Here is a 21,419-nt window from a genome sequence, read left to right on the forward strand (position 1 = left end):
ATCCAACACGCCGCGTGTCGGGCGGGCGGGGTCGGGTCCGCCGCATACCTTCGAGCTAAGGAATTGCATACCGGGCAATTCTTTAACCCTCAACATGAGGTTTAAAGTTTCGGGTTCGGGGACAAACGGAGGCCGGCATGAGCCACAACCAGAACTACCTCGCCGTGATCAAGGTCGTCGGTGTGGGCGGGGGCGGCGTCAACGCCGTCAACCGCATGATCGAGCTCGGCCTTCGCGGCGTGGAGTTCATCGCGATCAACACCGACGCCCAGGCGCTGCTGATGAGCGACGCCGACGTCAAGCTCGACGTCGGTCGTGAGCTGACCCGCGGCCTCGGCGCCGGCGCTGATCCCGAGGTCGGCCGACGTGCCGCCGAGGATCACGCCGAAGAGATCGAAGAGGCCCTGCGCGGTGCCGACATGGTCTTCGTGACCGCGGGCGAGGGCGGCGGCACGGGCACCGGAGGCGCCCCCGTCGTCGCGAAGATCGCCAAGTCCATCGGTGCACTGACCATCGGTGTCGTGACCAAGCCCTTCTCGTTCGAGGGGCGCCGTCGGCAGAGCCAGGCCGAGGGCGGTGTGCAGCGCCTGAAGGAAGAGGTCGACACCCTCATCGTCGTCCCCAACGACCGTCTCCTCGAGATCAGCGACCGCGGCATCTCGATGATCGAAGCCTTCGCGACCGCCGATCAGGTGCTGCTCGCCGGTGTGCAGGGCATCACGGACCTCATCACGACCCCGGGTCTCATCAACCTCGACTTCGCCGACGTCAAGTCGGTCATGCAGGGTGCCGGTTCCGCCCTCATGGGTATCGGCTCCTCGCGGGGTGCCGACCGCGCCATCAAGGCCGCTGAACTCGCCGTCGAATCGCCTCTGCTCGAGGCGTCGATCGAGGGAGCGCACGGTGTGCTGCTGTCGATCCAGGGCGGCTCGAATCTCGGCATCTTCGAGATCAACGACGCCGCTCAGTTGGTCAAGGAAGCCGCTCACCCCGAGGCGAACATCATCTTCGGAACGGTCATCGACGACACTCTCGGCGACGAGGTGCGCGTCACCGTCATCGCCGCCGGTTTCGACGGTGGAGAGCCCTCCCTGCGTATCGACGCGGTCGGGGCCCAGCGTCCCGTCTCGGCGCCGGTCGTCCCCGTCATCCCGGCCGACGACGTCGCCCGTGACCTCGACGCCGCCGAAGAGCAGAAGGCAGCGACCGAGCGCGCACCCGAGCGTCGCCCCGAGCCCGCGCCGGTGACCGCGCGCGTGCCCGAGACCTCGTACGACGGCGGTTACGCCGACGACGACCTCGACGTGCCCGACTTCCTGAAGTAAGAGCGAACGCTGCGACGAGCGGGTCCGGTGTCCACCGGGCCCGCTCTCGTCGTCGAAGGAGCACCATGGACACCGCCCTGGCCGACCGCCTCGCCGCCGTCGACGAGCGCATTCGGGATGCCGCCGTCGCCGCGAACCGCGATCCCGGCGAGATCACCCGTATCGTGGTGACGAAGTTTCATCCCGCCTCTCTGGTCGCCGAGCTGCACGCCCTGGGCGTGCGGCACGTGGGGGAGAACCGTCAGCAGGAGCTCACCGCCAAGCGCGCCGAGCTCGACGGCATCCCGGATCTCGTCTGGCACTTCATCGGTCAGGCGCAGACGAACAAGGCGCGCGCGGTGCGGGCGGGGGCGGATGCCGTGCACTCCGTCGACCGATCGCGGATCGCCGACGCGCTGCACGCCGCAGGCGCCGGGGGCGAGATGCTGGACGTGCTCGTGCAGGTGAACCTCACGGATGATCCCGGTCGCGGGGGAGTCGGTCCCGGCGCCGTGGAAGAGCTCGCGGCGCACGTCGCGGGGCTCTCGACGCTGCGCCTGCGCGGGGTCATGGCCGTCGCCCCGCTCGACGAGGAACCCGCACGAGCCTTCGAGCGACTGCGCCGCTGTGCCGACGCGGTGCGCTCCGTCGTCCCCGACGCGCGCTGGATCTCGGCCGGTATGACCGGAGATTTCCCCGAAGCCATCGCAATGGGCGCGACACACCTGCGGATCGGCTCCGCAATCACGGGCCCGCGCCCCCCGCGCGACTAGCCTCAAACCAGACGAGCGAACGGAGGATGCGATGTCGAACCCCCTCAAGAAGACGATGGTGTACCTGGGCCTCGCCGACGAGGAAGAGACCTATGAGGAGACCGCGCCGCAGCCCATCGCGCGCAAGCAGCCCACAGCTGCCGCTCCCCTCGAGAAGGCCGCGCCGGTGACCCCCCTGCACCGTCCCGCCGTGGTGCGTCAGCCCGCGGCCGGACCCGTGAGCGAGATCCTCACGGTGCACCCCAAGCAGTACCGCGACGCGCAGACGATCGCCGAGAACTTCCGCGAGGGAATCCCGGTCATCATCAACCTGTCGCAGATGAGCGACGCCGACGCGCGCCGTCTCATCGACTTCGCGAGCGGACTCTCGCTCGGGCTGTACGGTCGCATCGAGCGGGTCACGAGCAAGGTCTTCCTGCTCTCGCCCGAGAACATCGCCGTCTCCGGCGATGGTGCGATCGCGCAGGCCGATCCTGAGGCTGCGCCCTTCGCGTCCCAGTAACAGTGGCCGTTCTGAGCCTCGTCGGCTCCATCCTCAGTGCGATCCTGTTCATCTTCATCGTGCTGCTGCTCGCGCGCCTCGTGCTCGAGTACATCCCGATGTTCAACCGGGAGTGGCGTCCGCGCGGCGTCACGCTCGTGTTGGCCGAGATCGTTTACACCGTGACGGACCCGCCTATCAAGCTGATCCGTCGCTTCATTCCGCCCCTGCGCATCGGGGGGATCGCCATCGACTTCGGTTTCGCGATCGTCATGTTCGTCTGCTTCATGCTCCTGAGCGTCACACGGTCCCTCGCGGCCGTGTGATCTCTTCGCCGCCGCTTTCTCACCGGTGATCTTCGACACCGGTGGAGGGCGGCGGCTATGCTGTTCCGAAGCGGTACGCCCCGGTGCGACACCCCCCCACAGTTCCAACATCAGAGCTCTCGAAAGAGGAAACACCATGGCACTGACCCCCGATGACGTCGTCACCAAGCAGTTCCAGCACGTGCGCTTCAAGGAGGGCTTCGACCCCGACGAGGTCGACGACTTCCTCGACGAGATCGTCGTCGAGTGGCGCAAGACGATCGCCGAGAACGAAGAGCTGAAGACCAAGCTCGCGGCCTACGAGTCCGGCGAGGCCTCCCCGTCCGCAGGCAGCGCCCCCGTCGAAGCCCCCAAGGTCGAAGAGCCGGTCGTCGCCGAGACTCCTGCTGCCGCTCCCGTCGCCTCCGCGCCGACGAACGACGTCGAGCCCGCCGCCCAGAGCGCCGGCATCATCGAGTTGGCCCAGCGTCTTCACGACGAGCACGTCGCCGAGGGTAAGGCCCAGCGCGACCAGCTGATCGGCGAGGCCCAGGCCCAGGCCGCGTCCATCGTCGCCGAGGCCGAGCAGAAGGGCCGCGAAGAGCGCGCCCGTCTCGAGAAGGAGCGCACGACGCTCGAGGGTCGCATCACCGAGCTGCGCAACTTCGAGCGCGACTACCGCTCGCAGCTGCGCTCGTACATCGAGGGTCAGCTCCGCGACCTCGACACCACCGCGACGTCCTCGGGCTCGACGCCGGTGTCGGCGATCGGTCTGTAGGCCGACTCTTTGCGCAGTCGACCTCCTCTGCGTTCGGCGGCGGCCGGCATCACCATCGCGGTTCTCGCGGTGCTGGTGCTGGCCGCCGACCAATTTGCGAAGAACGCCGCGATCGCCGCTCTCCCCTCGGAGCGCGTGGTCCCGATCCTCGGTGACTTCCTGCAGTTCTACCTCGTCCGCAACCCCGGTGCGGCGTTCTCTCTCGGCGAGGGCGTCACGTGGGTGTTCACCATCGCTCTCGCGGTGGTCGCCTGCGTGATCGTCTATCTCGGTGCACGCCGGGTACGGTCCCGCCTCTGGGCGGTCGCGCTGGGTCTGCTCCTCGGCGGGGTGCTCGGCAACCTCACCGACCGCCTGGTGCGAGAGCCCGGCTTCCCCGTCGGACACGTCGTCGATTTCATCTCGACGCCCTGGATGATGCCGGCGATCTACAACGTCGCCGATATGTTCATCGTCACGATGATGATCTCGGTGGCGGTCCTCGTGCTCTTCGGGCTCAAACTCGATGGCACCCGCGAGACCAAGGCCTCACGTGCAGCGGCGGATGCCGCCGAGGGCGAGGTCGAGGCTCCCGTCGACCCGGGCGCTCGCTGACATGGAGTCGCGGAGCCTGCCCGTCCCCGACGGGCTCGACGGGACGCGCATCGACCAGGGCCTGGCCAAGATGCTGGGCTTCTCGCGCACCTTCGCGGCCGAAGTGGCCGACGCCGGAGGGGTCAACGTCGACGGCCGGGTGGCCGGTCGTTCCGACCGCTTGCGCGCCGGTACCTGGCTGAGCGTCGAGTGGGAGCCCAAACGCGATCCCGAGATCGTGCCGGTCGAGGTCCCCGACCTCGGGATCGTGCACGACGACGACGACATCGTGGTCGTCGACAAGCCCGCGGGCGTCGCGGCTCACCCGTCGGTCGGGTGGGACGGACCGACCGTGCTCGGGGCCCTCGCCGCGGCGGGGTTCCGGATCGCCACCAGCGGCCCGGCCGAGCGGCGTGGTGTCGTGCATCGCCTCGACGCGGGCACGAGCGGCCTCATGGTGGTCGCCAAGACCGAGCGCGCCTACACGCTGCTCAAGAGTGCGTTCAAAGAGCGCGAGGTCGACAAGATCTACCATGCGGTCGTGCAGGGGCACCCCGATCCGCTCTCCGGCACGATCGACGCGCCGATCGGTCGGCATCCGCATCACTCGTGGAAGTTCGCGGTGACGCCGGACGGCAAGGACTCGGTGACGCACTACGAGACGCTCGAGGCGTTCCCGCGCGCCTCGCTGCTCGAGATCCATCTCGAGACCGGGCGCACGCACCAGATCCGCGTGCACATGGCGGCCCACCGCCATCCGTGCGCCGGCGATCCTCTGTATGGTGCCGACCCCACGCTGTCGGCCCGCCTGGGACTCACGCGCCAGTGGCTGCACGCGCATCGGCTCGCCTTCACGCACCCCGGCTCGGGGGAGTGGGTGGAGTTCCAGTCCCCGTACCCCGCCGATCTTGCGCATGCCCTCGAGCTGCTCGGCGACGGGGTCTGACAGAACGATCGACATGCGTCCGGGCGCAGACCAATGCGCCGGATGCCGGGACCCCGGCGACGCGCCCGGGGGAGCGTGTCGAACTGAGCGCCGGCTGCGAACTTCCGTGGTCGATGTCGGGGGCCGAACGTAGACTCGACCCGTGGCAGCAGACTCCTTCGTTCACCTTCACGTGCACAGCGAGTATTCGATGCTCGACGGCGCGGCCCGCATCGGCCCGATGGTCCAAGAGGCCGTCAGGCAGGGCATGCCGGCCATCGCGGTGACCGACCACGGCAACACGTTCGCGGCGTACGAGTTCTACAAGACCGCGAAAGACGCGGGCATCAAGCCGATCATCGGGATCGAGGCCTACGTCACCCCCGGGACGCACCGCTCCGACAAGACGCGTGTGCGCTGGGGGACGCCCGAGCAGCAGAGCGACGACGTCTCGGGTTCGGGGGCGTACACGCACATGACCCTGCTGTCCGAGACGACGCAGGGCATGCACAACCTCTTCCGTCTCTCGTCCAAGGCGAGCATGGAGGGCTACTACTTCAAGCCCCGTATGGACCGCGAACTGCTGCAGACCTACAGCAAGGGTCTCATCGCCACGACCGGCTGTCCCTCCGGCGAGGTGCAGACGCGCCTGCGCCTCGGCCAATACGAAGCCGCTCGGGCGGCCGCCGCCGAATTCCAGGACATCTTCGGCAAAGACAACTACTTCGCCGAGATCATGGATCACGGTCTCTCGATCGAGCGCCGCGTGATGGGCGACCTGCTCAGGCTGTCGAAAGATCTCGGCATCCCTCTGCTGGGAACCAACGACCTCCACTACACGCACCAGCACGACGCGACGAGCCACGCCGCCCTGCTGTGCGTGCAGTCGGGCTCCACGCTCGATGACCCGAAGCGCTTCAAGTTCGACGGCGACGGCTACTACGTCAAGTCGCCCGCCGAGATGCGTGCGGTGTTCCGCGACCACCCCGAGGCGTGCGACAACACACTGCTGATCGCCGAGCGCTGCGACGTCGAGTTCGATACCTCGGCCAACTACATGCCGCGCTTCCCCGTGCCCGACGGCGAAACCGAGGGCAGCTGGATGATCAAAGAGGTCGAGAACGGTCTCAACGACCGTTACCCAGGCGGCATCCCGGATGCCGTGCGCAAGCAGGCCGAGTACGAGACCGACGTCATCCTTCAGATGGGGTTCCCCGGCTACTTCCTCGTCGTCGCCGACTTCATCAACTGGGCGAAGAACAACGGCATCCGGGTCGGACCCGGCCGCGGTTCGGGGGCAGGTTCCATGGTCGCGTACGCGATGAAGATCACCGATCTCGACCCTCTGCAGCACGGCCTCATCTTCGAGCGCTTCCTCAACCCCGACCGCGTCTCGATGCCCGACTTCGACGTCGACTTCGACGACCGTCGCCGCGGCGAGGTCATTCAGTACGTCACCGAGAAGTACGGCGACGAGCGCGTCGCTCAGATCGTGACCTACGGCACGATCAAGGCCAAGCAGGCCCTGAAAGACGCCGGACGCGTGCTCGGCTTCCCCTTCAGCATGGGAGACCGCCTCACGAAGGCCATGCCTCCGGCCGTGATGGGCAAAGACATGCCGCTCGACGGCATGTTCAACCCCGAGCACCCCCGCTACAAAGAGGCGAGCGAATTCCGCACCCTCATCGAGACGGACGCCGAGGCGAAGACGGTCTTCGACACCGCCCTGGGACTCGAGAACCTGAAGCGTCAGTGGGGCGTGCACGCGGCCGGTGTCATCATGTCGAGCGAGCCCCTCATCGACATCATCCCGATCATGCGCCGCGAACAGGACGGCCAGATCGTCACGCAGTTCGACTATCCGGCGTGCGAGTCGCTCGGCCTGATCAAGATGGACTTCCTGGGGCTTCGCAACCTCACGATCATCAACGATGCCCTCGACAACATCGAGGCGAACCGCGGCCACCCGCTCGTGCTGGAAGATCTCGAGCTCGACGACGCCGCCTCGTACGAGCTTCTCGCGCGCGGAGACACGCTCGGCGTGTTCCAGCTCGACGGTGGGCCGATGCGTTCGCTCCTGCGTCTCATGCGCCCCGACAATTTCGAGGACATCTCGGCCGTCCTCGCCCTGTACCGTCCCGGCCCGATGGGCGTGAACTCGCACATCAACTACGCGTTGCGCAAGAACAAGCAGCAGGAGATCGAGCCGATCCACCCCGAGCTCGAAGAGCCGCTGGCCGACATCCTCGACACGACGTACGGCCTCATCGTGTACCAGGAGCAGGTGATGGCCGTGGCGCAGCGCGTCGCGGGCTACACGCTCGGTCAGGCCGATCTGCTGCGTCGCGCGATGGGTAAGAAGAAGAAGAGCGAGCTCGACAAGCAGAAAGAGATCTTCTTCGGCGGCATGACCGAGCGCGGCTACGGCGATGTCGCTCAGCAGACCCTGTGGAAGGTGCTCGAGTCGTTCGCCGACTACGCCTTCAACAAGGCGCACACCGCGGCTTACGGTCTCGTGTCGTACTGGACCGCCTACCTCAAGGCGCATTACCCCGCCGAGTACATGGCCGCGCTGCTCACGAGCGTCGGAGACTCGAAAGACAAGATGGCGGTGTATCTCAACGAATGCCGTCGCATGGGCATCAAGGTGCTCCCGCCCGACGTGAACGAGTCGATCCGCTTCTTCGCGGCCGTCGGCGAAGACATCCGCTTCGGCCTGGGCGCGGTCCGCAACGTCGGAACGAATGTCGTCGACGGCATCGTCTCGGCCCGGCAGGATGCCAAGTACACGTCGTTCCACGACTTCCTGTCGAAGGTCCCCATGCACGTGGCGAACAAGCGCACCGTGGAATCCCTCATCAAGGCCGGTGCCTTCGACTCCCTCGGCTCGACCCGTCGCGCCCTCGTCGAGATCCACGAGGACGCGTGCGAAGGGGCCGTGCTCGACAAGCGACGCGAGGCGAACGGCGAGGTGGGCTTCGACTTCGACTCGCTGTGGGACGAACCGCAGCAGGTCGAGAAGGTCCCCGAGCGACCCGAGTGGACAAAGAAGGACAAACTCGCGTTCGAGCGCGAGATGCTCGGGCTCTACGTATCCGATCACCCTCTGGCCGGTCTCGAGGTGCCGCTCGCGAAGCACGCCTCGACATCGATCCACGATCTCCTGGCCTCGGAAGACGTTCAAGACGGAGACCAGGTCACCGTCGCGGGCTTGTTGACGAGCGTTCAGCACCGCGTTGCGAAGCAGAGCGGCAACCCCTACGGCATGGTCACCGTCGAGGACTTCAACGGCGAGGTGACCGTGATGTTCATGGGCAAGACCTACGCGGAGTTCGCGCCGATCCTGCAGGGCGACTCGATCCTCGTCGTCCGCGGCCGCGTGTCGCGTCGAGACGACGGGCTGAATCTGCACGCGCAGAGCGCTTTCGCTCCCGACCTCGAGGGCCTCGACGATGCGGGCGGACTCACCCTCGTCGTTCCCGAGCAGCGCGCCAACGAGGCACTCGTCGGCGAGCTCGCGCAGATGCTGCGTCGGCATTCCGGGTCGACCGAGGTCGTCCTCAAGTTGCACAAAGGCGGCACCGCCAAGGTATTCGAGGTGCCGATGCCCGTTCGTGTGACCGCCGACCTGTTCGGCGAGCTCAAGGGCCTCCTCGGCCCGAACTGTCTCGGCTGAACGACGCACCTCCGCATCGAGGTGCAACCCCAGCGAACGCTGGAGACCCCCTGGTTAGGATGACCGGGCGCTTGCCGCCCTCCGAAAGGACCACCGTGACCGATCCGACCCCCCACGACGGCTTCACACCCCGCGACCCCGACCGACTCGACGGCGCCCCTTCCGACCCGCGCGCGCCCTATGAGCCGACCGGCGCCCGCCGCAAGGGCTCCGACGGCGCCGACGCGACCGACCTCGCGGGTCATGACACCGGTGCTCTCGACGCCGCATCCCGCGGGGCGTTCCTTCCTGCCGCCGCCCACGCGAACGCTCACGCCGGCGGTCATCCGCACATCGACGCAGACGCCGACCGCCCGAACTACGGCGTCGGCCCGTTCTCCGTTCGCGAGGTCTCGCTTCTCGGTATCTGGGTGGTGGCGTTCTTCGTCTCGTTCTTCCGCACCAACATCCTCGAGTCGGGGTCCGGCGTCCTCGTCGGCGGTGCCAACGTCTGGCTCTCGGGCCTGTGGTGGATCCCCGCCATCGCCCTTCCCACCGTCGCCGTCGGCCTCATCGTGCTCCGGCGCCTTTCTCCCCAGGGAATCCGCCGCGTCGGTTCGCTCGGCATCGACCAGTTCTCCTCCGTCGCGTTCACGGTTGCGGCCCTGGTGTGGGTCGCGTGGGTATGGGATGCTGTCGCGGTCTTCGACTCGAACGGGGTCTGGACGCGCTCCTGGGTCATCTGGGTCGAGGCCGTGCTGCTGCTCGCAGGCGTCGTTCTCACGGTGTTCGCGCCGTTCATCCCGCCCTTCTCCGCCGACTTCCGCGGTCGAGAAGAGATTCCCGCTCACCGCACCGCGCGTCCGATCCGTCCGGTGGTGGTGCGGCCTCGTACGCCGCGCACCCCCAAGGCCCCGACGGCCGCGCAGGCGTCGATCCCCACGGCGGCCACCCCGTCGGGCGCTGAGGTCGGGGCAGAGGTCCCCGCCCCGGGGAGCTACACCGGCTCGACCGATCTCGCGCACGACGCCGCACCGGCGACAAGTGTTCTCCCGGCCCACGCCGATGAGAACGACACCGACGTGTTCGCTCCGCTTCGTGCCGACGACGACGATCGCGACGACCACTCGCGGTGGGTCGCCCCGGTCGGTGACGAGCCGACGGCGGAGCAGCGCTCCGCTCACGACGACCACCCGCACGCGCAAGCGTTCTGGGCTCTCGCTCCGGAGCAGCGCGAGATCGTCGACGACTACGGCTCACCGATCTTCCACATCGGTCCCACGGCATGGGCGCTCGTGATCGAGGACCGCGGCGAGACCTTCGTCGTCCGCCACGACGACGGTCGTATCGGGTACCTGCACGACGTCTCGGGCGTCACGCGCGGCTGAGCGGAGCCTGCGAGCCGCCCGCCTCGCGCGAGGCGGCTCGCGGGCGCCGGTAGCCTGGGATACATGCTTCGCACGATCGATCTCCGCGGCCGCGTGCTCTCGCCGGCCGAGCTTCTCGCCGTCGTCCCGCGCGCCGACGCCGCGCGCGACGAGGCCCTCGCCACCGCCGCTCGGCTCGTCGACGACGTCGCGCGGCGCGGTGAAGAAGCACTCCGCGAGCAGGCTGCGCGTTTCGACCGGGTCAGCGATCACGCCCTGCGTGTGCCCGCCGACCACCTCGACGAGGCCCTGCGCGATCTCGATCCCGGCATCCGTGCCGCTCTCGACGAGGCGATCGTGCGCGTGCGCGCAGCTTCCGCGGCGCAGGTGCCCGCCCCCGTCGTCACCCAGCTCGGCGCGGGAGCCCGCGTCACGCAGCGCTGGCAACCGGTGCGCCGTGTGGGCCTCTACGTTCCGGGCGGCAAGGCCGTCTACCCCTCCAGCGTCGTCATGAACGTCGTGCCCGCTCAGGTGGCCGGAGTGCGCGAGGTCGCCCTCGCCTCCCCGCCACAGGCGGCGTTCGGCGGTCGCGTCCACCCCGTCATCCTCGCCGCGGCGAAGTTGCTGGGCGTCACCGAGGTCTACGCCATGGGCGGCGCCGGGGCCATCGGCGCCTTCGCGTACGGCGTCGGCGAAATCGGGCTCGACCCGGTCGACGTCGTGACCGGACCCGGCAACAATTTCGTCGCCTCGGCCAAGCGCGCCGTCGCGGGTCGGGTGGGCACCGACTCCGAAGCCGGAGCGACCGAGATCCTCGTCGTCGCCGACGACAGCGCGATCCCCGCCCTCATCGCCGCTGACCTGGTCAGCCAGGCCGAGCACGACGAACAGGCTTCCGCGGTGCTGGTCACCGCTTCCGCCGACCTGGCCGAGGCTGTCCGCGCTGCCCTCCCCGAGCGTGTCGCCGCGACGCGCCACACGGAGCGCGTCACGGCGGCGTTCCATGGTCCGCAGTCGGCCGTCGTGCTGGTAGACGACCTCGCGCAGGCCACCGCGTTCAGCAACGCCTACGCACCCGAGCACCTCGAGCTGCACCTCTCCGACCCGCGTCCGGAGGATTTCGTGAATGCGGGTGCCGTGTTCGTCGGCCCTTACACCCCGGTCAGCCTCGGCGACTACCTGGCGGGCAGCAACCACGTGCTGCCGACCGGGGGACAGGCGCGCTACGGCTCCGGACTGTCGGCGGCGACGTTCCTGCGCCCCCAGCAGGTCGTCGAGTACGACCGCGATGCGCTCGCGCGTGTGCGCGATGCCATCGTGACCCTCGCTGACGCGGAGGCGCTGCCCGCGCACGGTGAGGCCGTTACCGCCCGTTTCGACGCGTAGTCTGGCGGCGTCATGCACTGCCCCTTCTGCCGCAACCCGGACTCCCGCGTCATCGATTCGCGCACGAGCGACGACGGTCTGAGCATCCGCCGGCGGCGCCAGTGTCCGAAATGCGGCGGGCGCTTCTCGACGGTCGAGACCGCGAGCTTGAACGTCATCAAGCGATCCGGCGTCGTGGAGCCGTTCAGTCGCGAGAAGGTCATGTCGGGCGTCCGCAAAGCCTGTCAGGGGCGACCGGTGACCGATGGCGACCTCGCGGTGCTCGCCCAGCAGGTGGAAGAGAACATCCGCCAGACCGGGTCCTCGCAGATCGAGGCGAACGAGATCGGCTTGTCGATCCTCGGCCCCCTTCGTGAGCTCGACGAGGTCGCCTACCTTCGCTTCGCGAGCGTCTACCAGGCCTTCGATTCGCTCGACGACTTCGACGCCGCTATCGCTCAGCTGCGCGCCGATCACGCCGAGCGGTCTGCGGGACGGATCGGCGAAGGCGACACGGTCCAGTAATCTGGCGGGGATGTATCCCCTCCTCTTCCGCACGGTCCTGACCCGCTTCGACCCCGAGTTCGCGCATCACCTCGGCGCTCTCGTGATCCGTGTCGCGGGCGTGGAGCCGGTGGCATCCCTCGTGCGCCGCCTCACGGCACCCGGGCGCACGCAGAAGGTCCACGCGCTCGGTCTCGAATTCGACTCGCCGTTCGGCGTGGCCGCGGGTTTCGACAAGAACGTCACGATGGTCAGCGGTCTCGGCGCCCTCGGCTTCGGCCACGTCGAGGTCGGGACGGTCACCGCCCTTCCACAGCCGGGCAATCCCAAGCCCCGCCTGTTCCGTCTCGTCGCCGACCGGGCGGTCATCAACCGCATGGGGTTCAACAACGACGGAGCCGCCGCGGCCGCCGCGAGACTGCGACGTGTGCGTCGCTCGCGTCGGCGCCCGGTGATCGGCGTCAACATCGGAAAGAGTCGCGTGGTCGCCGTCGAGGACGCCACGACCGATTACGTCCGCAGTGCCCTGCTACTGGCCCCTCTCGCCGACTACCTCGTCGTCAACGTCTCCTCGCCCAACACGCCCGGTCTTCGCGGTCTGCAGGCGGTCGAGACGCTGCGTCCCCTGCTGACGGAGGTTCGGGATGCCGCGGGCGACACGCCCCTGCTCGTGAAGATCGCCCCGGATCTCGATGACCCCGAGGTGCAGGACATTGCGCGCCTTGCCGTCGATGCCGGGCTCGCGGGCATCATCGCAACGAACACCACGATCGCCCGGTCGCACCTGGCCACCAACGCAAAGGCGGTCGAGGCGATGGGGGCCGGCGGCCTGTCGGGTGCGCCGCTGAAAGCGCGAGCTCTGCAGGTGCTGCACCTCGTGCGCGACGTCGTGCCCGAGGAGTTCGTCGTGATCTCGGCCGGGGGAGTGGAGACAGCCGACGATGTGCGCGAGCGGCTCGCCGCGGGAGCCACGCTCGTACAGGGGTACACCGGTTTCCTCTACCGGGGCCCGCTGTGGGCCCGGCAGATCAACCGCGGTCTCGCGCGCGGCCGCTGAAAGCGGCGGCCGCGCATCGTGCAGCCGACCACGCGTGGGTCGCGCAGGTCACGGTGCCGCACGCGTCGGTTGCCCGCGCCGGGGCGTCGCCACGCCCGGTGGCGGCGATCTCGCGACGTCTGCCGCCCTGCGGCGCGCCTGGCGCCGTCCGAGTGTCCAGAGCAGCCCCCGCTCGCGGGTCGCGCGGCGCGTCGTGAGCACTCCACCGGGGTGAAAGAGAAGCGGCACGCCCGAAGGCGTGCCGCTCGATAACGTCGGAACCGGTCAGACGGGGTACTGCCCGCGCTTGACCTGTGCCTTGGGCAGGCGCATGAAGCGCATCTGCACGGTGCGCATGGCGGCGTACCAGCCCAGGCCCTTCTCGAGGCGGCTCTCGCCGAACTTCTCTTTCGCGGCGCGCTTGATGCGGATCGACGTGATGATCATGTCGCCGACGACGAAGAGGATGAAGATCCACAGCGCCACGAACGACCAGTACTGGAAGAACGAGACGGGAATCAGCGTCGCCACGATCACGAGGATCATGAAGGGCATGACGCCCTCGCCGAGGTGCCAGCCGGCGTCGACGAAATCGCGGGCGAAGCGACGCTGCGGGCCGCGGTCGCGGGCGGGCAGATACTTCTCTTCGCCGGCGGCCATGCCGATGCGCGCCTTCTCGCGTTGAGCGGCGAGCTCGGCGCGGGCGCGGGCCTTGGCCTCTTTGGTGTCGGGCACCAGCGGACGCTTACGAGCGGCCTCCTGCTCGGCGCGCGACGGGGTTGCACGCCCCTTGCCCGAACCGAGCTCCGTCGGCTCGACGGGGGTGTCGTTGGGGGCGGGGGCGGGGGACTTGGCCACGGGAAACCTCGGTGCTTCGCTGATCGGGAGATTTAAGATTACCCGCATGACCCTCGACCTGTCCCGGCAGGACGCTGTGCAAAAAGCAGCGGACGCCGGCATCCCCTCCGCCCTCGCCGATCTCGGCTCCCTCGTGCGCATCCCGTCCATCGCGTGGCCGGCCTTCGACCAGTCCGCGCTCGTCAAGAGCGCGGATGCCGTGGCCGCCCTCCTCGAGGGCACCGGCGTCTTCGATTCGGTCGAGGTGAAGCGCGCCGCGATCCCCGGAACAGACGAGACCGGCCAGCCCGCCGTCCTCGCCACGCGCGCGGCCCGCAACGGGCGCCCGACCGTGCTGCTGTACGCGCACCACGACGTGCAGCCTCCCGGAGACGAGGCGCTCTGGGACTCCCCGCCCTTCGAGCCCACCGTCCGCGACGGGCGTCTCTACGGGCGCGGCGCCGCCGACGACAAGGCCGGCGTCATGGCCCACGTCGGGGCCATCCGGGCCGTCTCCGAGGTTCTCGGCGACGACCTCGACCTCGGCATCGCCGTCTTCATCGAGGGGGAGGAGGAGTACGGCTCCCGCTCGTTCGGGCAGTTCCTCGCCGACAACGCCGACGTGCTGCGCTCCGACGTCATCGTCGTGGCCGACTCCGGCAACTGGGACGAGCGCACTCCCGGTCTGACGGTCTCGCTGCGGGGCAACGCCCGATTCACCCTCACCGTCCGCACCCTCGAGCATGCCTCCCACTCCGGGATGATGGGCGGAGCGGTCCCGGATGCCATGCTCGCCACGGTCAAGCTGCTCGCCACCCTGTGGGACGACGACGGCGCGGTCGCCGTCGAGGGTCTCGCCGTGCGCGACGCCGAGACCCCCGCCTATGACGAGGCCACGCTCCGTGCCGAGTCGGGTCTCCTCGAGGGTGTGAGCCCGATCGGTCGCGACTCGATCCTCAGTCGTATCTGGAACAAGCCGTCCATCACGATCACCGGATGGGATGCCACCCCCGTCGAGGCGGCATCCAACACCCTCTCGCCGCAGACGAGCGTCGTCATCAGTGCGCGCGTGGCTCCCGGTCAAGATGCCGAAGAGGCTTTCGCCGCGGTCGAGGCGCACCTTCGCGCTCACGCGCCGTTCGGTGCTCGGCTCGAGTTCAGCGACGTCGACTGCGGCGACTCGTTCCTCGTCGACACGAGCGGCTGGGCCGTGGAAGAGGCGCGCGCCTCGTTCGCGGACGGGTACGGGGTCGACTCGGTCGACGTCGGCATCGGCGGCTCGATCCCGTTCATCTCCGACCTCGTCCGCGAGTTCCCGGAGGCCCAGATCCTCGTGACTGGCGTGGAGGACCCGCACGCCCGTGCCCACAGCCCCAACGAGTCCCTGCACCTCGAGACCTTCCGCAATGCGCTGGTCTCCGAGGCGCTGCTGTTGGCACGGCTGAACGCGCGCACGCACTGATCGAGGCCGCGGGGGCGGGACGGGCGTAGACTCGTTTCGTCCCCGCGACCGAACAACCCGAAGGGCATCGCCATGACCGACACCACACTGTCGTCCTCCGCCGAGACCCGCGAGCACGGCGTCGGCCTGACCGCGGCCGCCTCCGACAAGGTGAAGAGCCTGCTCTCGCAGGAGGGTCGCGACGACCTGCGCCTGCGCGTCGCGGTTCAGCCCGGCGGCTGCTCCGGCCTCATCTACCAGCTGTACTTCGACGAGCGGTACCTCGACGGCGACAAGGTCGTCGACTTCGACGGCGTAGAGGTCATCGTCGACGACATGAGCGTCCCGTACCTCGACGGCGCCAACATCGACTTCAAGGACACGATCTCGGAGCAGGGTTTCACGATCGACAACCCCAACGCGCAGGGATCCTGCGCCTGTGGAGACAGCTTCCACTGACACCCCGACGCCGTTCTCCGGCGTCGAATCGAGAGCCCCCGGAACCCCGGATCACCCCGTGGAAACCGGGGGCTTTCGATGTCTCGGCACTGGACGAATGGCCTGAGAACGGTGAGAGGTTGCTCTAGACTGTCAGAGCAACATCCACGACCCGGAAAGGTGCATTGTGCCCTCCAAACGTCGCCTTCGCTGGGCAGCGCTTCCCCTCGGGATCGCATCCGTCGCGGTCCTCTCCGGCTGCACCACCACTCAGCTTCACGGCTTCCTGCCCGGCTTCGTCGATGACGGCCCGGCCGCGACGAACCACACCGACATGGTCGCAGGGCTCTGGGTCAACTCGTGGATCGTGCTCCTCGCCGTGGGTGTCATCACCTGGGGCCTCATGCTGTGGTCGGTCATCGCGTATCGCCGCCGCAAGGGCCAGTCCGGTCTCCCGGTGCAGCTGCGCTACAACATGCCGGTTGAGATCTTCTACACCGTCGTGCCGCTGATCCTCGTCGTGGGATTCTTCGCCTTCACGGCGCGCGACCAGAACACGCTCGAGACGCAGTACGAGAACCCCGACGTCTCCATCACCGCCTACGGCAAGCAGTGGGCGTGGGATTTCCAGTACAACGGCACCAAGGAAGACAATTCCGACGCCGTGTACTCCATGGGTGTGCAGGCCAAGGCCACGTCCGACGGCTACGACCTCCAGGACGTCCCGACCCTCTACCTGCCGGTGAACAAGACCGTGAAGATCGACCTCCGCTCGCGCGACGTCATCCACTCGTTCTGGATCATCGACTTCCTCTACAAAAAAGACATGTACATCGGTCGCGACAACGAGTGGTCTTTCACGCCCACCCGTGAAGGCACCTACGAGGGCAAGTGCGCGGAGCTCTGCGGTGAGTACCACTCCGCCATGCTCTTCAACGTCAAGGTCGTCAGCGAAGACGAGTACAACACCTACCTCGACTCGCTGCGCCGTGCCGGCGACGTGGGCGACATCAGCGACCTGTCGCGTCTTCAGAACCTGACGACGGCCGGTACCGAAGGGAACGAGTGATCATGGCCACGACGCTTCCGCTCCAGGGGACGGGCCCCTCGCGCCCGACGACTCTCCCGCCGCGTCAAGCCGCACTGCTCAGCACCACGCGTGTGGAGCAGAAGGGCAATCTGGTCGTCAAGTGGATCACCTCCACCGACCACAAGACCATCGGGTACATGTACCTGATCGCCTCCGTCATGTTCTTCATGCTCGGTGGCGTCATGGCGTTGATCATCCGCGCCGAGCTGTTCGAGCCCGGCATGCAGATCATCCCCACCAAAGAGCAGTACAACCAGCTGTTCACGATGCACGGCACGATCATGCTGCTCATGTTCGCGACGCCGCTGTTCGCGGGGTTCGCCAACGCGCTGCTGCCGCTGCAGATCGGTGCGCCCGACGTGGCCTTCCCGCGCTTGAACGCGTTCGCGTTCTGGCTGTTCCTCTTCGGCTCGACCATCGCCGTCTCCGGCTTCCTCACCCCGCAGGGTGCGGCCGGGTTCGGATGGTTCGCCTACCAGCCGCTCGCCAACGCCAGCTTCTCTCCGGGCGTAGGCGGAAACCTCTGGATGCTCGGTCTCGGCATCAGCGGTTTCGGCACGATCCTCGGCGCGGTCAACTTCATCACCACGGTGCTCACCATGCGTGCACCCGGTATGACCATGTGGCGCATGCCGATCTTCTCGTGGAACACGCTGATCACGAGCATCCTGATCCTGCTCGCGTTCCCCGTGTTGGCCGCCGCGATCTTCGCAGCCGCTGCCGACCGCGTGCTCGGCGCGCACATCTACAGCCCCGAGAACGGTGGCGTGCTCCTCTGGCAGCACCTCTTCTGGTTCTTCGGTCACCCCGAGGTCTACATCATCGCGCTGCCGTTCTTCGGCATCGTGTCCGAGATCTTCCCCGTCTTCAGCCGAAAGCCGATCTTCGGTTACAAGACGCTCGTGTACGCGACCATTGCGATCGCGGCCCTGTCCGTCGCGGTGTGGGCGCACCACATGTACGTCACCGGCGGTGTGCTGCTTCCGTTCTTCGCCCTCATGACGATGCTGATCGCCGTTCCGACCGGCGTGAAGATCTTCAACTGGATCGGAACGCTGTGGCGGGGCTCGGTCACGTTCGAGACCCCCATGGTCTTCGCCCTCGGCTTCCTCGTGTCGTTCGTGTTCGGTGGTCTGACCGGCGTCATCCTCGCCTCGCCCCCCCTCGACTTCCACCTCTCCGACTCCTACTTCGTCGTAGCGCACTTCCACTACGTCGTGTTCGGCACCGTGGTGTTCGCGATGTTCGCCGGCTTCTACTTCTGGTGGCCCAAGTGGACGGGCAAGATGCTCAACGAGCGTCTCGGCATGGTGCACTTCTGGATGCTGTTCATCGGCTTCCACATGACCTTCCTCATCCAGCACTGGCTGGGCGTCGACGGCATGGTCCGCCGCTACGCCGACTACGCAGCCGCCGACGGGTGGACCTGGGAGAACCAGCTCTCCACCGTGGGCTCGATGATCCTCGGCGCCTCGATGATTCCGTTCCTCCTGAACGTCTGGATCACCGCCCGCAAGGCACCGCGCGTCACGGTCGACGACCCGTGGGGGTACGGAGCGTCGCTGGAGTGGGCCACCTCCTGCCCGCCCCCGCGTCACAACTTCACCTCGATTCCTCGCATCCGTAGCGAGCGCCCTGCCTTCGACCTGAACCACCCCGAGGCCGGTATCCCGGTCGGTGTGGGGCCCGCGAAGGATGCACCCGAGGCGCCCGTGGTCGACTCCGCGGCCGGAGAGGTCAAGTAAGAATGCGTACCAACGTTGGACTCTGGTGGCTGCTGGCCGTCTTCGGTTTCCTGATCGCCGCCGTTTACACCGTCTGGAGCCTCCTCCAGCACGGTGGCGTCGAGTGGGTCGGCAGTGTCGCGCTCGTCTTCCTCGGCCTCATGTCGTCGATGATTGCGTTCTACATCTCGCGCGTCATGAAGGCGCAGCGCGGTGACCTGCCCGAAGACACCCTGACGGCTGACATCGACGACGGCGACCCCGAGATGGGCGAGTTCAGCCCGTGGTCGTGGTGGCCCATCGTGCTCGCGGCCTCCGCCGCCATCGCGGTGATCGGTCTCGCGGTCGGCAGCTGGCTCGTCCCCGTCGGCTTCGCGGTGTTCGTCATCGCCATCGTCGGCTGGGTGTACGAGTACTACCGCGGGTACTTCGCGCGCTGACCCCGTGCCCATTCGGCTGAACGCGGCCGCCGTCTCCGACGCCGGCTCCCACCGTCCCACCAATCAGGACGCCGCCTTCGCGGCGTCCTGGGGTGCGGCTGTGGCCGATGGCGTCGGGGGAGGGCCCTCCGGGGACCTTGCCTCCGCCGCTCTTCTGCACCGTCTCGTGGCGACGCGAGGTGGTGGAATGGATGCCGACGGCCTGCTCGTCCGCATCCGCGAAGCGAACTGGGACATCCGTGCCCACGTCGAGCGCGATCCTGCGCTGCAGGGCATGGCGACGACGTTCACTGGCATCTTCCTCAGCGTGAGCGGTGAGCTCCTGCTCGCTCACACCGGAGACTCGCGGGCCTATCTGCTCCGCGACGGCGAGTTCACACGCGAGACGCGTGACGACTCGTACGTTCAGGCGCTCGTCGACCACGGCATCATTCCCCCCGAGGCCGCTCAGGCACACCCGCGGCGCAATATCATCACCGCCTCTCTCGGTGGTGCCGAGGGAGATGTCGTTTCCGTCGCTGAACGTCCGCCGGTAGCCGGAGATCGTTGGGTCCTCTGCAGCGATGGCTTGACCGACTACGTGCCGGAGGCTGACGTCGCACGCCTTGTCGCTGAGTCATCAGACCCGCGCTCGGCTGCGGCCGCTGCCGTGGCTTTGGCACTCGAAGCTGGTACGCGTGATAACGTCACCGTCGTCGTGTGCGACGTCATCGACGACGATCAGACGGTGAGCAGCGATCCGGTGTTCTTCGGCTCCGCCGCCCGTTGGTTCGCCGAAGACGTCGAGACCGCCTGATCCGTTTCTCGACCGCGCATCCGGCTCGGCTCCAGGGTTCGTGATCTGCGTTCAGCGCGATGCCCGGGCGAACTCGTCCATCGCATCCTGAGCCAGCTGGGCGCTCCGCGGACCGCCGTGGCCGTCTTCCTCGACGATCTCAAGGCGAGAGCCCGGCCAGGCGCGGTGCAGCTTCCACGCGGTCAGCGACGGCCCGCTGATGTCGCGCCGCCCGTGGATGAGGACACCGGGGATGTCCGCGAGCTGCTCTGCGCGATCGAGGATGGCTGTGTCGCCGGGGAGGAAGCAGTCCCGCGCCCAGTAGTGGGTCACGAGGGTGGCGAAATTCAGCCGGTGCCGCTCATCGTCGTGCAACGGTCCCGGGGTTGAGAGGGGCCCGAGGGACATATGCGTCGCTTCCCACTCGTCCCACTGGTCGGCGGCTGTCTGACGCGCGGATGGGTCAGGGCCGGTGAGAAGTCGCGCGTATCCCTCGATCGTGCGCTCATCCCTACGCAGAAGCGAGCGGAGGCGCTCGTACGTTTCAGGGAAGACCGGGGCGATCCCGTCGGTGATCCAGTCGATCTCCCAGCGTCCTCCGGTGGTGACGGCGAAGTTGACGATCTCGCTGACGCGGTCGGGATGCTCGAGGGCGTACGCGAGTGCCAGGGTGGAACCCCATGACACCCCGTGCAGGAGCCAACGGTCGATGCCGAGGTGGACCCGCACCGCTTCGATATCCGCGAGCAGGTTGTCCATCGTCTGGTGCCGCAGGCTGGCGAGATCATCGGCGGCCCAGGGCTCGCTCCGCCCGCATCCTCGCTGGTCGATCCCGACGATGAGATGAAGGTCGGGATCGAAGCGGCGCCGGTACCCACCTTTGCCGAGCCCACCGCCGGGGCCGCCGTGCAGATACAGGGCCGGCCGCCCCCGCGGGTTTCCCGAGGTCTCCCAGTACACCCTGGCACCGTCCGGTCGCTCCACGAATCCGGAGGCGAACGGCTCGAGAGGAGGATGTTGCATGTCGCAAGCCTAACCGCGGGGCAGATCGCACTCGAGGATCAGGAGCGCACCACCATGACGGTCGGGTCGAAGACCCGTTCGCACGGCCCGTCGTCGTTCTCGGTGGGCTGGCCCTCGCGAACCCAGTACTCGTAGCCGCCGATCATTTCGCGCACGTCGTACCCGAGCTGCGCGAAAGCGAGCGCACCCTTCTGGCCGGCATTGCAGCCCGGGCTCCAGCAGTAGACCACCACAGGCGTGCCCGCCGGGATCTCGTGTGGAGCCCGTTCGGCGATTTCACGGTAGGGCATGTGGATGGCCCCGCAGACGCGTCCCTGCCCCCACGCGTCGTCGCCGCGCACGTCGACGAGTACCAGCTCGTGTCCGGACTTCTGGGCAGCGTAGACGTCGCTCGGGTCGGTCTCGAAGGCGAGACGGCGAGAGAAGTACTCAAGGGCGTCGCTCATGGCTCTCACGCTAGAGGCGCGGACGGAATGCGGAAAGACAGCGGATGCCACGCTCCTACGCTTCCCTGCCAGATGGCGTTGGCGGGGGAGCGGACCTCTGGGACGGCGTCGCGCGACACGCGCGCTCCCCGCGCACTGA

At 67.9% G+C, this 21,419-nt stretch carries 21 protein-coding genes; 18 read left to right on the forward strand and 3 right to left on the reverse strand.

Annotated features, from left to right (window positions below):
• The first annotated feature begins 137 nt into the window (after nt 1-137).
• From ftsZ to MTE01_RS03745, 12 genes are all read left to right on the forward strand, one after another.
• Nucleotides 138-1,325 (forward strand): cell division protein FtsZ, encoded by a 1,188-nt coding sequence (ftsZ, locus tag MTE01_RS03690; protein ID WP_074694330.1) that lies wholly within the window; start codon nt 138-140, stop codon nt 1,323-1,325.
• Between the two features lie 65 nt (nt 1,326-1,390).
• A complete protein-coding gene (locus MTE01_RS03695) occupies nt 1,391-2,077 on the forward strand; it encodes a YggS family pyridoxal phosphate-dependent enzyme (RefSeq protein ID WP_103210684.1) in 687 nt (228 codons plus the stop codon).
• Nucleotides 2,078-2,108: 31 nt separating this feature from the next.
• Nucleotides 2,109-2,579 carry a cell division protein SepF gene (locus MTE01_RS03700; protein ID WP_103210686.1) on the forward strand — a complete coding sequence of 157 codons (471 nt, stop codon included), beginning with the start codon at nt 2,109-2,111 and terminating at the stop codon, nt 2,577-2,579.
• 2 nt (nt 2,580-2,581) lie between these two features.
• Nucleotides 2,582-2,884: a YggT family protein gene (locus MTE01_RS03705; protein ID WP_094733641.1), complete on the forward strand. Its 303-nt coding sequence runs from the start codon at nt 2,582-2,584 to the stop codon at nt 2,882-2,884.
• A 136-nt stretch (nt 2,885-3,020) separates the two neighbouring features.
• Complete coding sequence (locus MTE01_RS03710) at nt 3,021-3,641, forward strand: DivIVA domain-containing protein (RefSeq protein ID WP_116238323.1); 621 nt, start codon at nt 3,021-3,023, stop codon at nt 3,639-3,641.
• 9 nt (nt 3,642-3,650) lie between these two features.
• Nucleotides 3,651-4,235: a signal peptidase II gene (lspA, locus tag MTE01_RS03715; RefSeq protein ID WP_103210690.1), complete on the forward strand. Its 585-nt coding sequence runs from the start codon at nt 3,651-3,653 to the stop codon at nt 4,233-4,235.
• A gap of 1 nt (nt 4,236) precedes the next feature.
• A complete protein-coding gene (locus MTE01_RS03720) occupies nt 4,237-5,160 on the forward strand; it encodes an RluA family pseudouridine synthase (protein WP_141375743.1) in 924 nt (307 codons plus the stop codon).
• 190 nt (nt 5,161-5,350) lie between these two features.
• Nucleotides 5,351-8,815 (forward strand): DNA polymerase III subunit alpha, encoded by a 3,465-nt coding sequence (gene dnaE, locus MTE01_RS03725; protein WP_246077972.1) that lies wholly within the window; start codon nt 5,351-5,353, stop codon nt 8,813-8,815.
• Between the two features lie 95 nt (nt 8,816-8,910).
• Nucleotides 8,911-10,182 (forward strand): hypothetical protein, encoded by a 1,272-nt coding sequence (locus MTE01_RS17290; RefSeq protein ID WP_246077957.1) that lies wholly within the window; start codon nt 8,911-8,913, stop codon nt 10,180-10,182.
• Between the two features lie 63 nt (nt 10,183-10,245).
• Nucleotides 10,246-11,547: a histidinol dehydrogenase gene (gene hisD / locus MTE01_RS03735; protein ID WP_141375747.1), complete on the forward strand. Its 1,302-nt coding sequence runs from the start codon at nt 10,246-10,248 to the stop codon at nt 11,545-11,547.
• A 12-nt stretch (nt 11,548-11,559) separates the two neighbouring features.
• On the forward strand, nt 11,560-12,051 hold the full coding sequence (nrdR, locus tag MTE01_RS03740; RefSeq protein ID WP_103210699.1) for a transcriptional regulator NrdR: 492 nt from the start codon (nt 11,560-11,562) through the stop codon (nt 12,049-12,051).
• A gap of 10 nt (nt 12,052-12,061) precedes the next feature.
• Nucleotides 12,062-13,087: a quinone-dependent dihydroorotate dehydrogenase gene (locus MTE01_RS03745; RefSeq protein WP_116238320.1), complete on the forward strand. Its 1,026-nt coding sequence runs from the start codon at nt 12,062-12,064 to the stop codon at nt 13,085-13,087.
• A gap of 264 nt (nt 13,088-13,351) precedes the next feature.
• Here MTE01_RS03745 and MTE01_RS03750 read toward each other — a convergent pair whose 3' ends face one another.
• On the reverse strand, nt 13,352-13,924 hold the full coding sequence (locus tag MTE01_RS03750; RefSeq protein WP_103210703.1) for a DUF3043 domain-containing protein: 573 nt from the start codon (nt 13,922-13,924) through the stop codon (nt 13,352-13,354).
• Nucleotides 13,925-13,970: 46 nt separating this feature from the next.
• On the opposite strand from MTE01_RS03750, the gene MTE01_RS03755 reads away from it, so the two are divergent.
• The 6 genes from MTE01_RS03755 (at nt 13,971) to MTE01_RS03780 (ending at nt 19,832) form a co-directional block, all read left to right on the forward strand.
• Entirely contained in the window at nt 13,971-15,365 is a 1,395-nt protein-coding gene (locus MTE01_RS03755; protein ID WP_141375749.1) for a dipeptidase, read from the forward strand.
• A gap of 72 nt (nt 15,366-15,437) precedes the next feature.
• Entirely contained in the window at nt 15,438-15,803 is a 366-nt protein-coding gene (erpA, locus tag MTE01_RS03760; protein ID WP_056227791.1) for an iron-sulfur cluster insertion protein ErpA, read from the forward strand.
• A 166-nt stretch (nt 15,804-15,969) separates the two neighbouring features.
• Nucleotides 15,970-16,851 carry an aa3-type cytochrome oxidase subunit II gene (gene ctaC, locus MTE01_RS03765; RefSeq protein ID WP_103210707.1) on the forward strand — a complete coding sequence of 294 codons (882 nt, stop codon included), beginning with the start codon at nt 15,970-15,972 and terminating at the stop codon, nt 16,849-16,851.
• Between the two features lie 2 nt (nt 16,852-16,853).
• Complete coding sequence (gene ctaD, locus MTE01_RS03770) at nt 16,854-18,617, forward strand: aa3-type cytochrome oxidase subunit I (RefSeq protein ID WP_056227796.1); 1,764 nt, start codon at nt 16,854-16,856, stop codon at nt 18,615-18,617.
• 2 nt (nt 18,618-18,619) lie between these two features.
• On the forward strand, nt 18,620-19,036 hold the full coding sequence (locus MTE01_RS03775) for a cytochrome c oxidase subunit 4 (RefSeq protein ID WP_103210709.1): 417 nt from the start codon (nt 18,620-18,622) through the stop codon (nt 19,034-19,036).
• A 4-nt stretch (nt 19,037-19,040) separates the two neighbouring features.
• Nucleotides 19,041-19,832: a PP2C family protein-serine/threonine phosphatase gene (locus MTE01_RS03780; RefSeq protein WP_103210712.1), complete on the forward strand. Its 792-nt coding sequence runs from the start codon at nt 19,041-19,043 to the stop codon at nt 19,830-19,832.
• Between the two features lie 51 nt (nt 19,833-19,883).
• Here the strand turns inward: MTE01_RS03780 and MTE01_RS03785 are convergent, their stop codons facing one another.
• Nucleotides 19,884-20,834, reverse strand: coding sequence for an alpha/beta fold hydrolase (locus tag MTE01_RS03785; protein WP_141375751.1), 951 nt, complete (start codon nt 20,832-20,834; stop codon nt 19,884-19,886).
• 38 nt (nt 20,835-20,872) lie between these two features.
• Nucleotides 20,873-21,280: a rhodanese-like domain-containing protein gene (locus MTE01_RS03790; protein WP_103210717.1), complete on the reverse strand. Its 408-nt coding sequence runs from the start codon at nt 21,278-21,280 to the stop codon at nt 20,873-20,875.
• Nucleotides 21,281-21,419: the final 139 nt, after the last annotated feature.

Origin of the sequence: Microbacterium testaceum (assembly GCF_006539145.1) — a bacterium.
GTDB classification, from domain to species: domain Bacteria; phylum Actinomycetota; class Actinomycetes; order Actinomycetales; family Microbacteriaceae; genus Microbacterium; species Microbacterium testaceum.

Excerpts from the sequence above, each read along its gene's own strand:
- MTE01_RS03710 (WP_116238323.1), top strand. The coding sequence starts at position 3,021 with ATGGCACTGACCCCCGATGACGTCGTCACCAAGCAGTTCCAGCACGTG.
- MTE01_RS03790 (WP_103210717.1), bottom strand. The coding sequence starts at position 21,280 with ATGAGCGACGCCCTTGAGTACTTCTCTCGCCGTCTCGCCTTCGAGACC.
- ctaD (WP_056227796.1), top strand. The coding sequence starts at position 16,854 with ATGGCCACGACGCTTCCGCTCCAGGGGACGGGCCCCTCGCGCCCGACG.
- ftsZ (WP_074694330.1), top strand. The coding sequence starts at position 138 with ATGAGCCACAACCAGAACTACCTCGCCGTGATCAAGGTCGTCGGTGTG.
- MTE01_RS03785 (WP_141375751.1), bottom strand. The coding sequence starts at position 20,834 with ATGCAACATCCTCCTCTCGAGCCGTTCGCCTCCGGATTCGTGGAGCGA.
- MTE01_RS03700 (WP_103210686.1), top strand. The coding sequence starts at position 2,109 with ATGTCGAACCCCCTCAAGAAGACGATGGTGTACCTGGGCCTCGCCGAC.
- MTE01_RS03720 (WP_141375743.1), top strand. The coding sequence starts at position 4,237 with ATGGAGTCGCGGAGCCTGCCCGTCCCCGACGGGCTCGACGGGACGCGC.
- hisD (WP_141375747.1), top strand. The coding sequence starts at position 10,246 with ATGCTTCGCACGATCGATCTCCGCGGCCGCGTGCTCTCGCCGGCCGAG.
- MTE01_RS03755 (WP_141375749.1), top strand. The coding sequence starts at position 13,971 with ATGACCCTCGACCTGTCCCGGCAGGACGCTGTGCAAAAAGCAGCGGAC.
- nrdR (WP_103210699.1), top strand. The coding sequence starts at position 11,560 with ATGCACTGCCCCTTCTGCCGCAACCCGGACTCCCGCGTCATCGATTCG.
- dnaE (WP_246077972.1), top strand. The coding sequence starts at position 5,351 with ATGCTCGACGGCGCGGCCCGCATCGGCCCGATGGTCCAAGAGGCCGTC.
- MTE01_RS03775 (WP_103210709.1), top strand. The coding sequence starts at position 18,620 with ATGCGTACCAACGTTGGACTCTGGTGGCTGCTGGCCGTCTTCGGTTTC.
- erpA (WP_056227791.1), top strand. The coding sequence starts at position 15,438 with ATGACCGACACCACACTGTCGTCCTCCGCCGAGACCCGCGAGCACGGC.
- MTE01_RS03695 (WP_103210684.1), top strand. The coding sequence starts at position 1,391 with ATGGACACCGCCCTGGCCGACCGCCTCGCCGCCGTCGACGAGCGCATT.
- MTE01_RS03745 (WP_116238320.1), top strand. The coding sequence starts at position 12,062 with ATGTATCCCCTCCTCTTCCGCACGGTCCTGACCCGCTTCGACCCCGAG.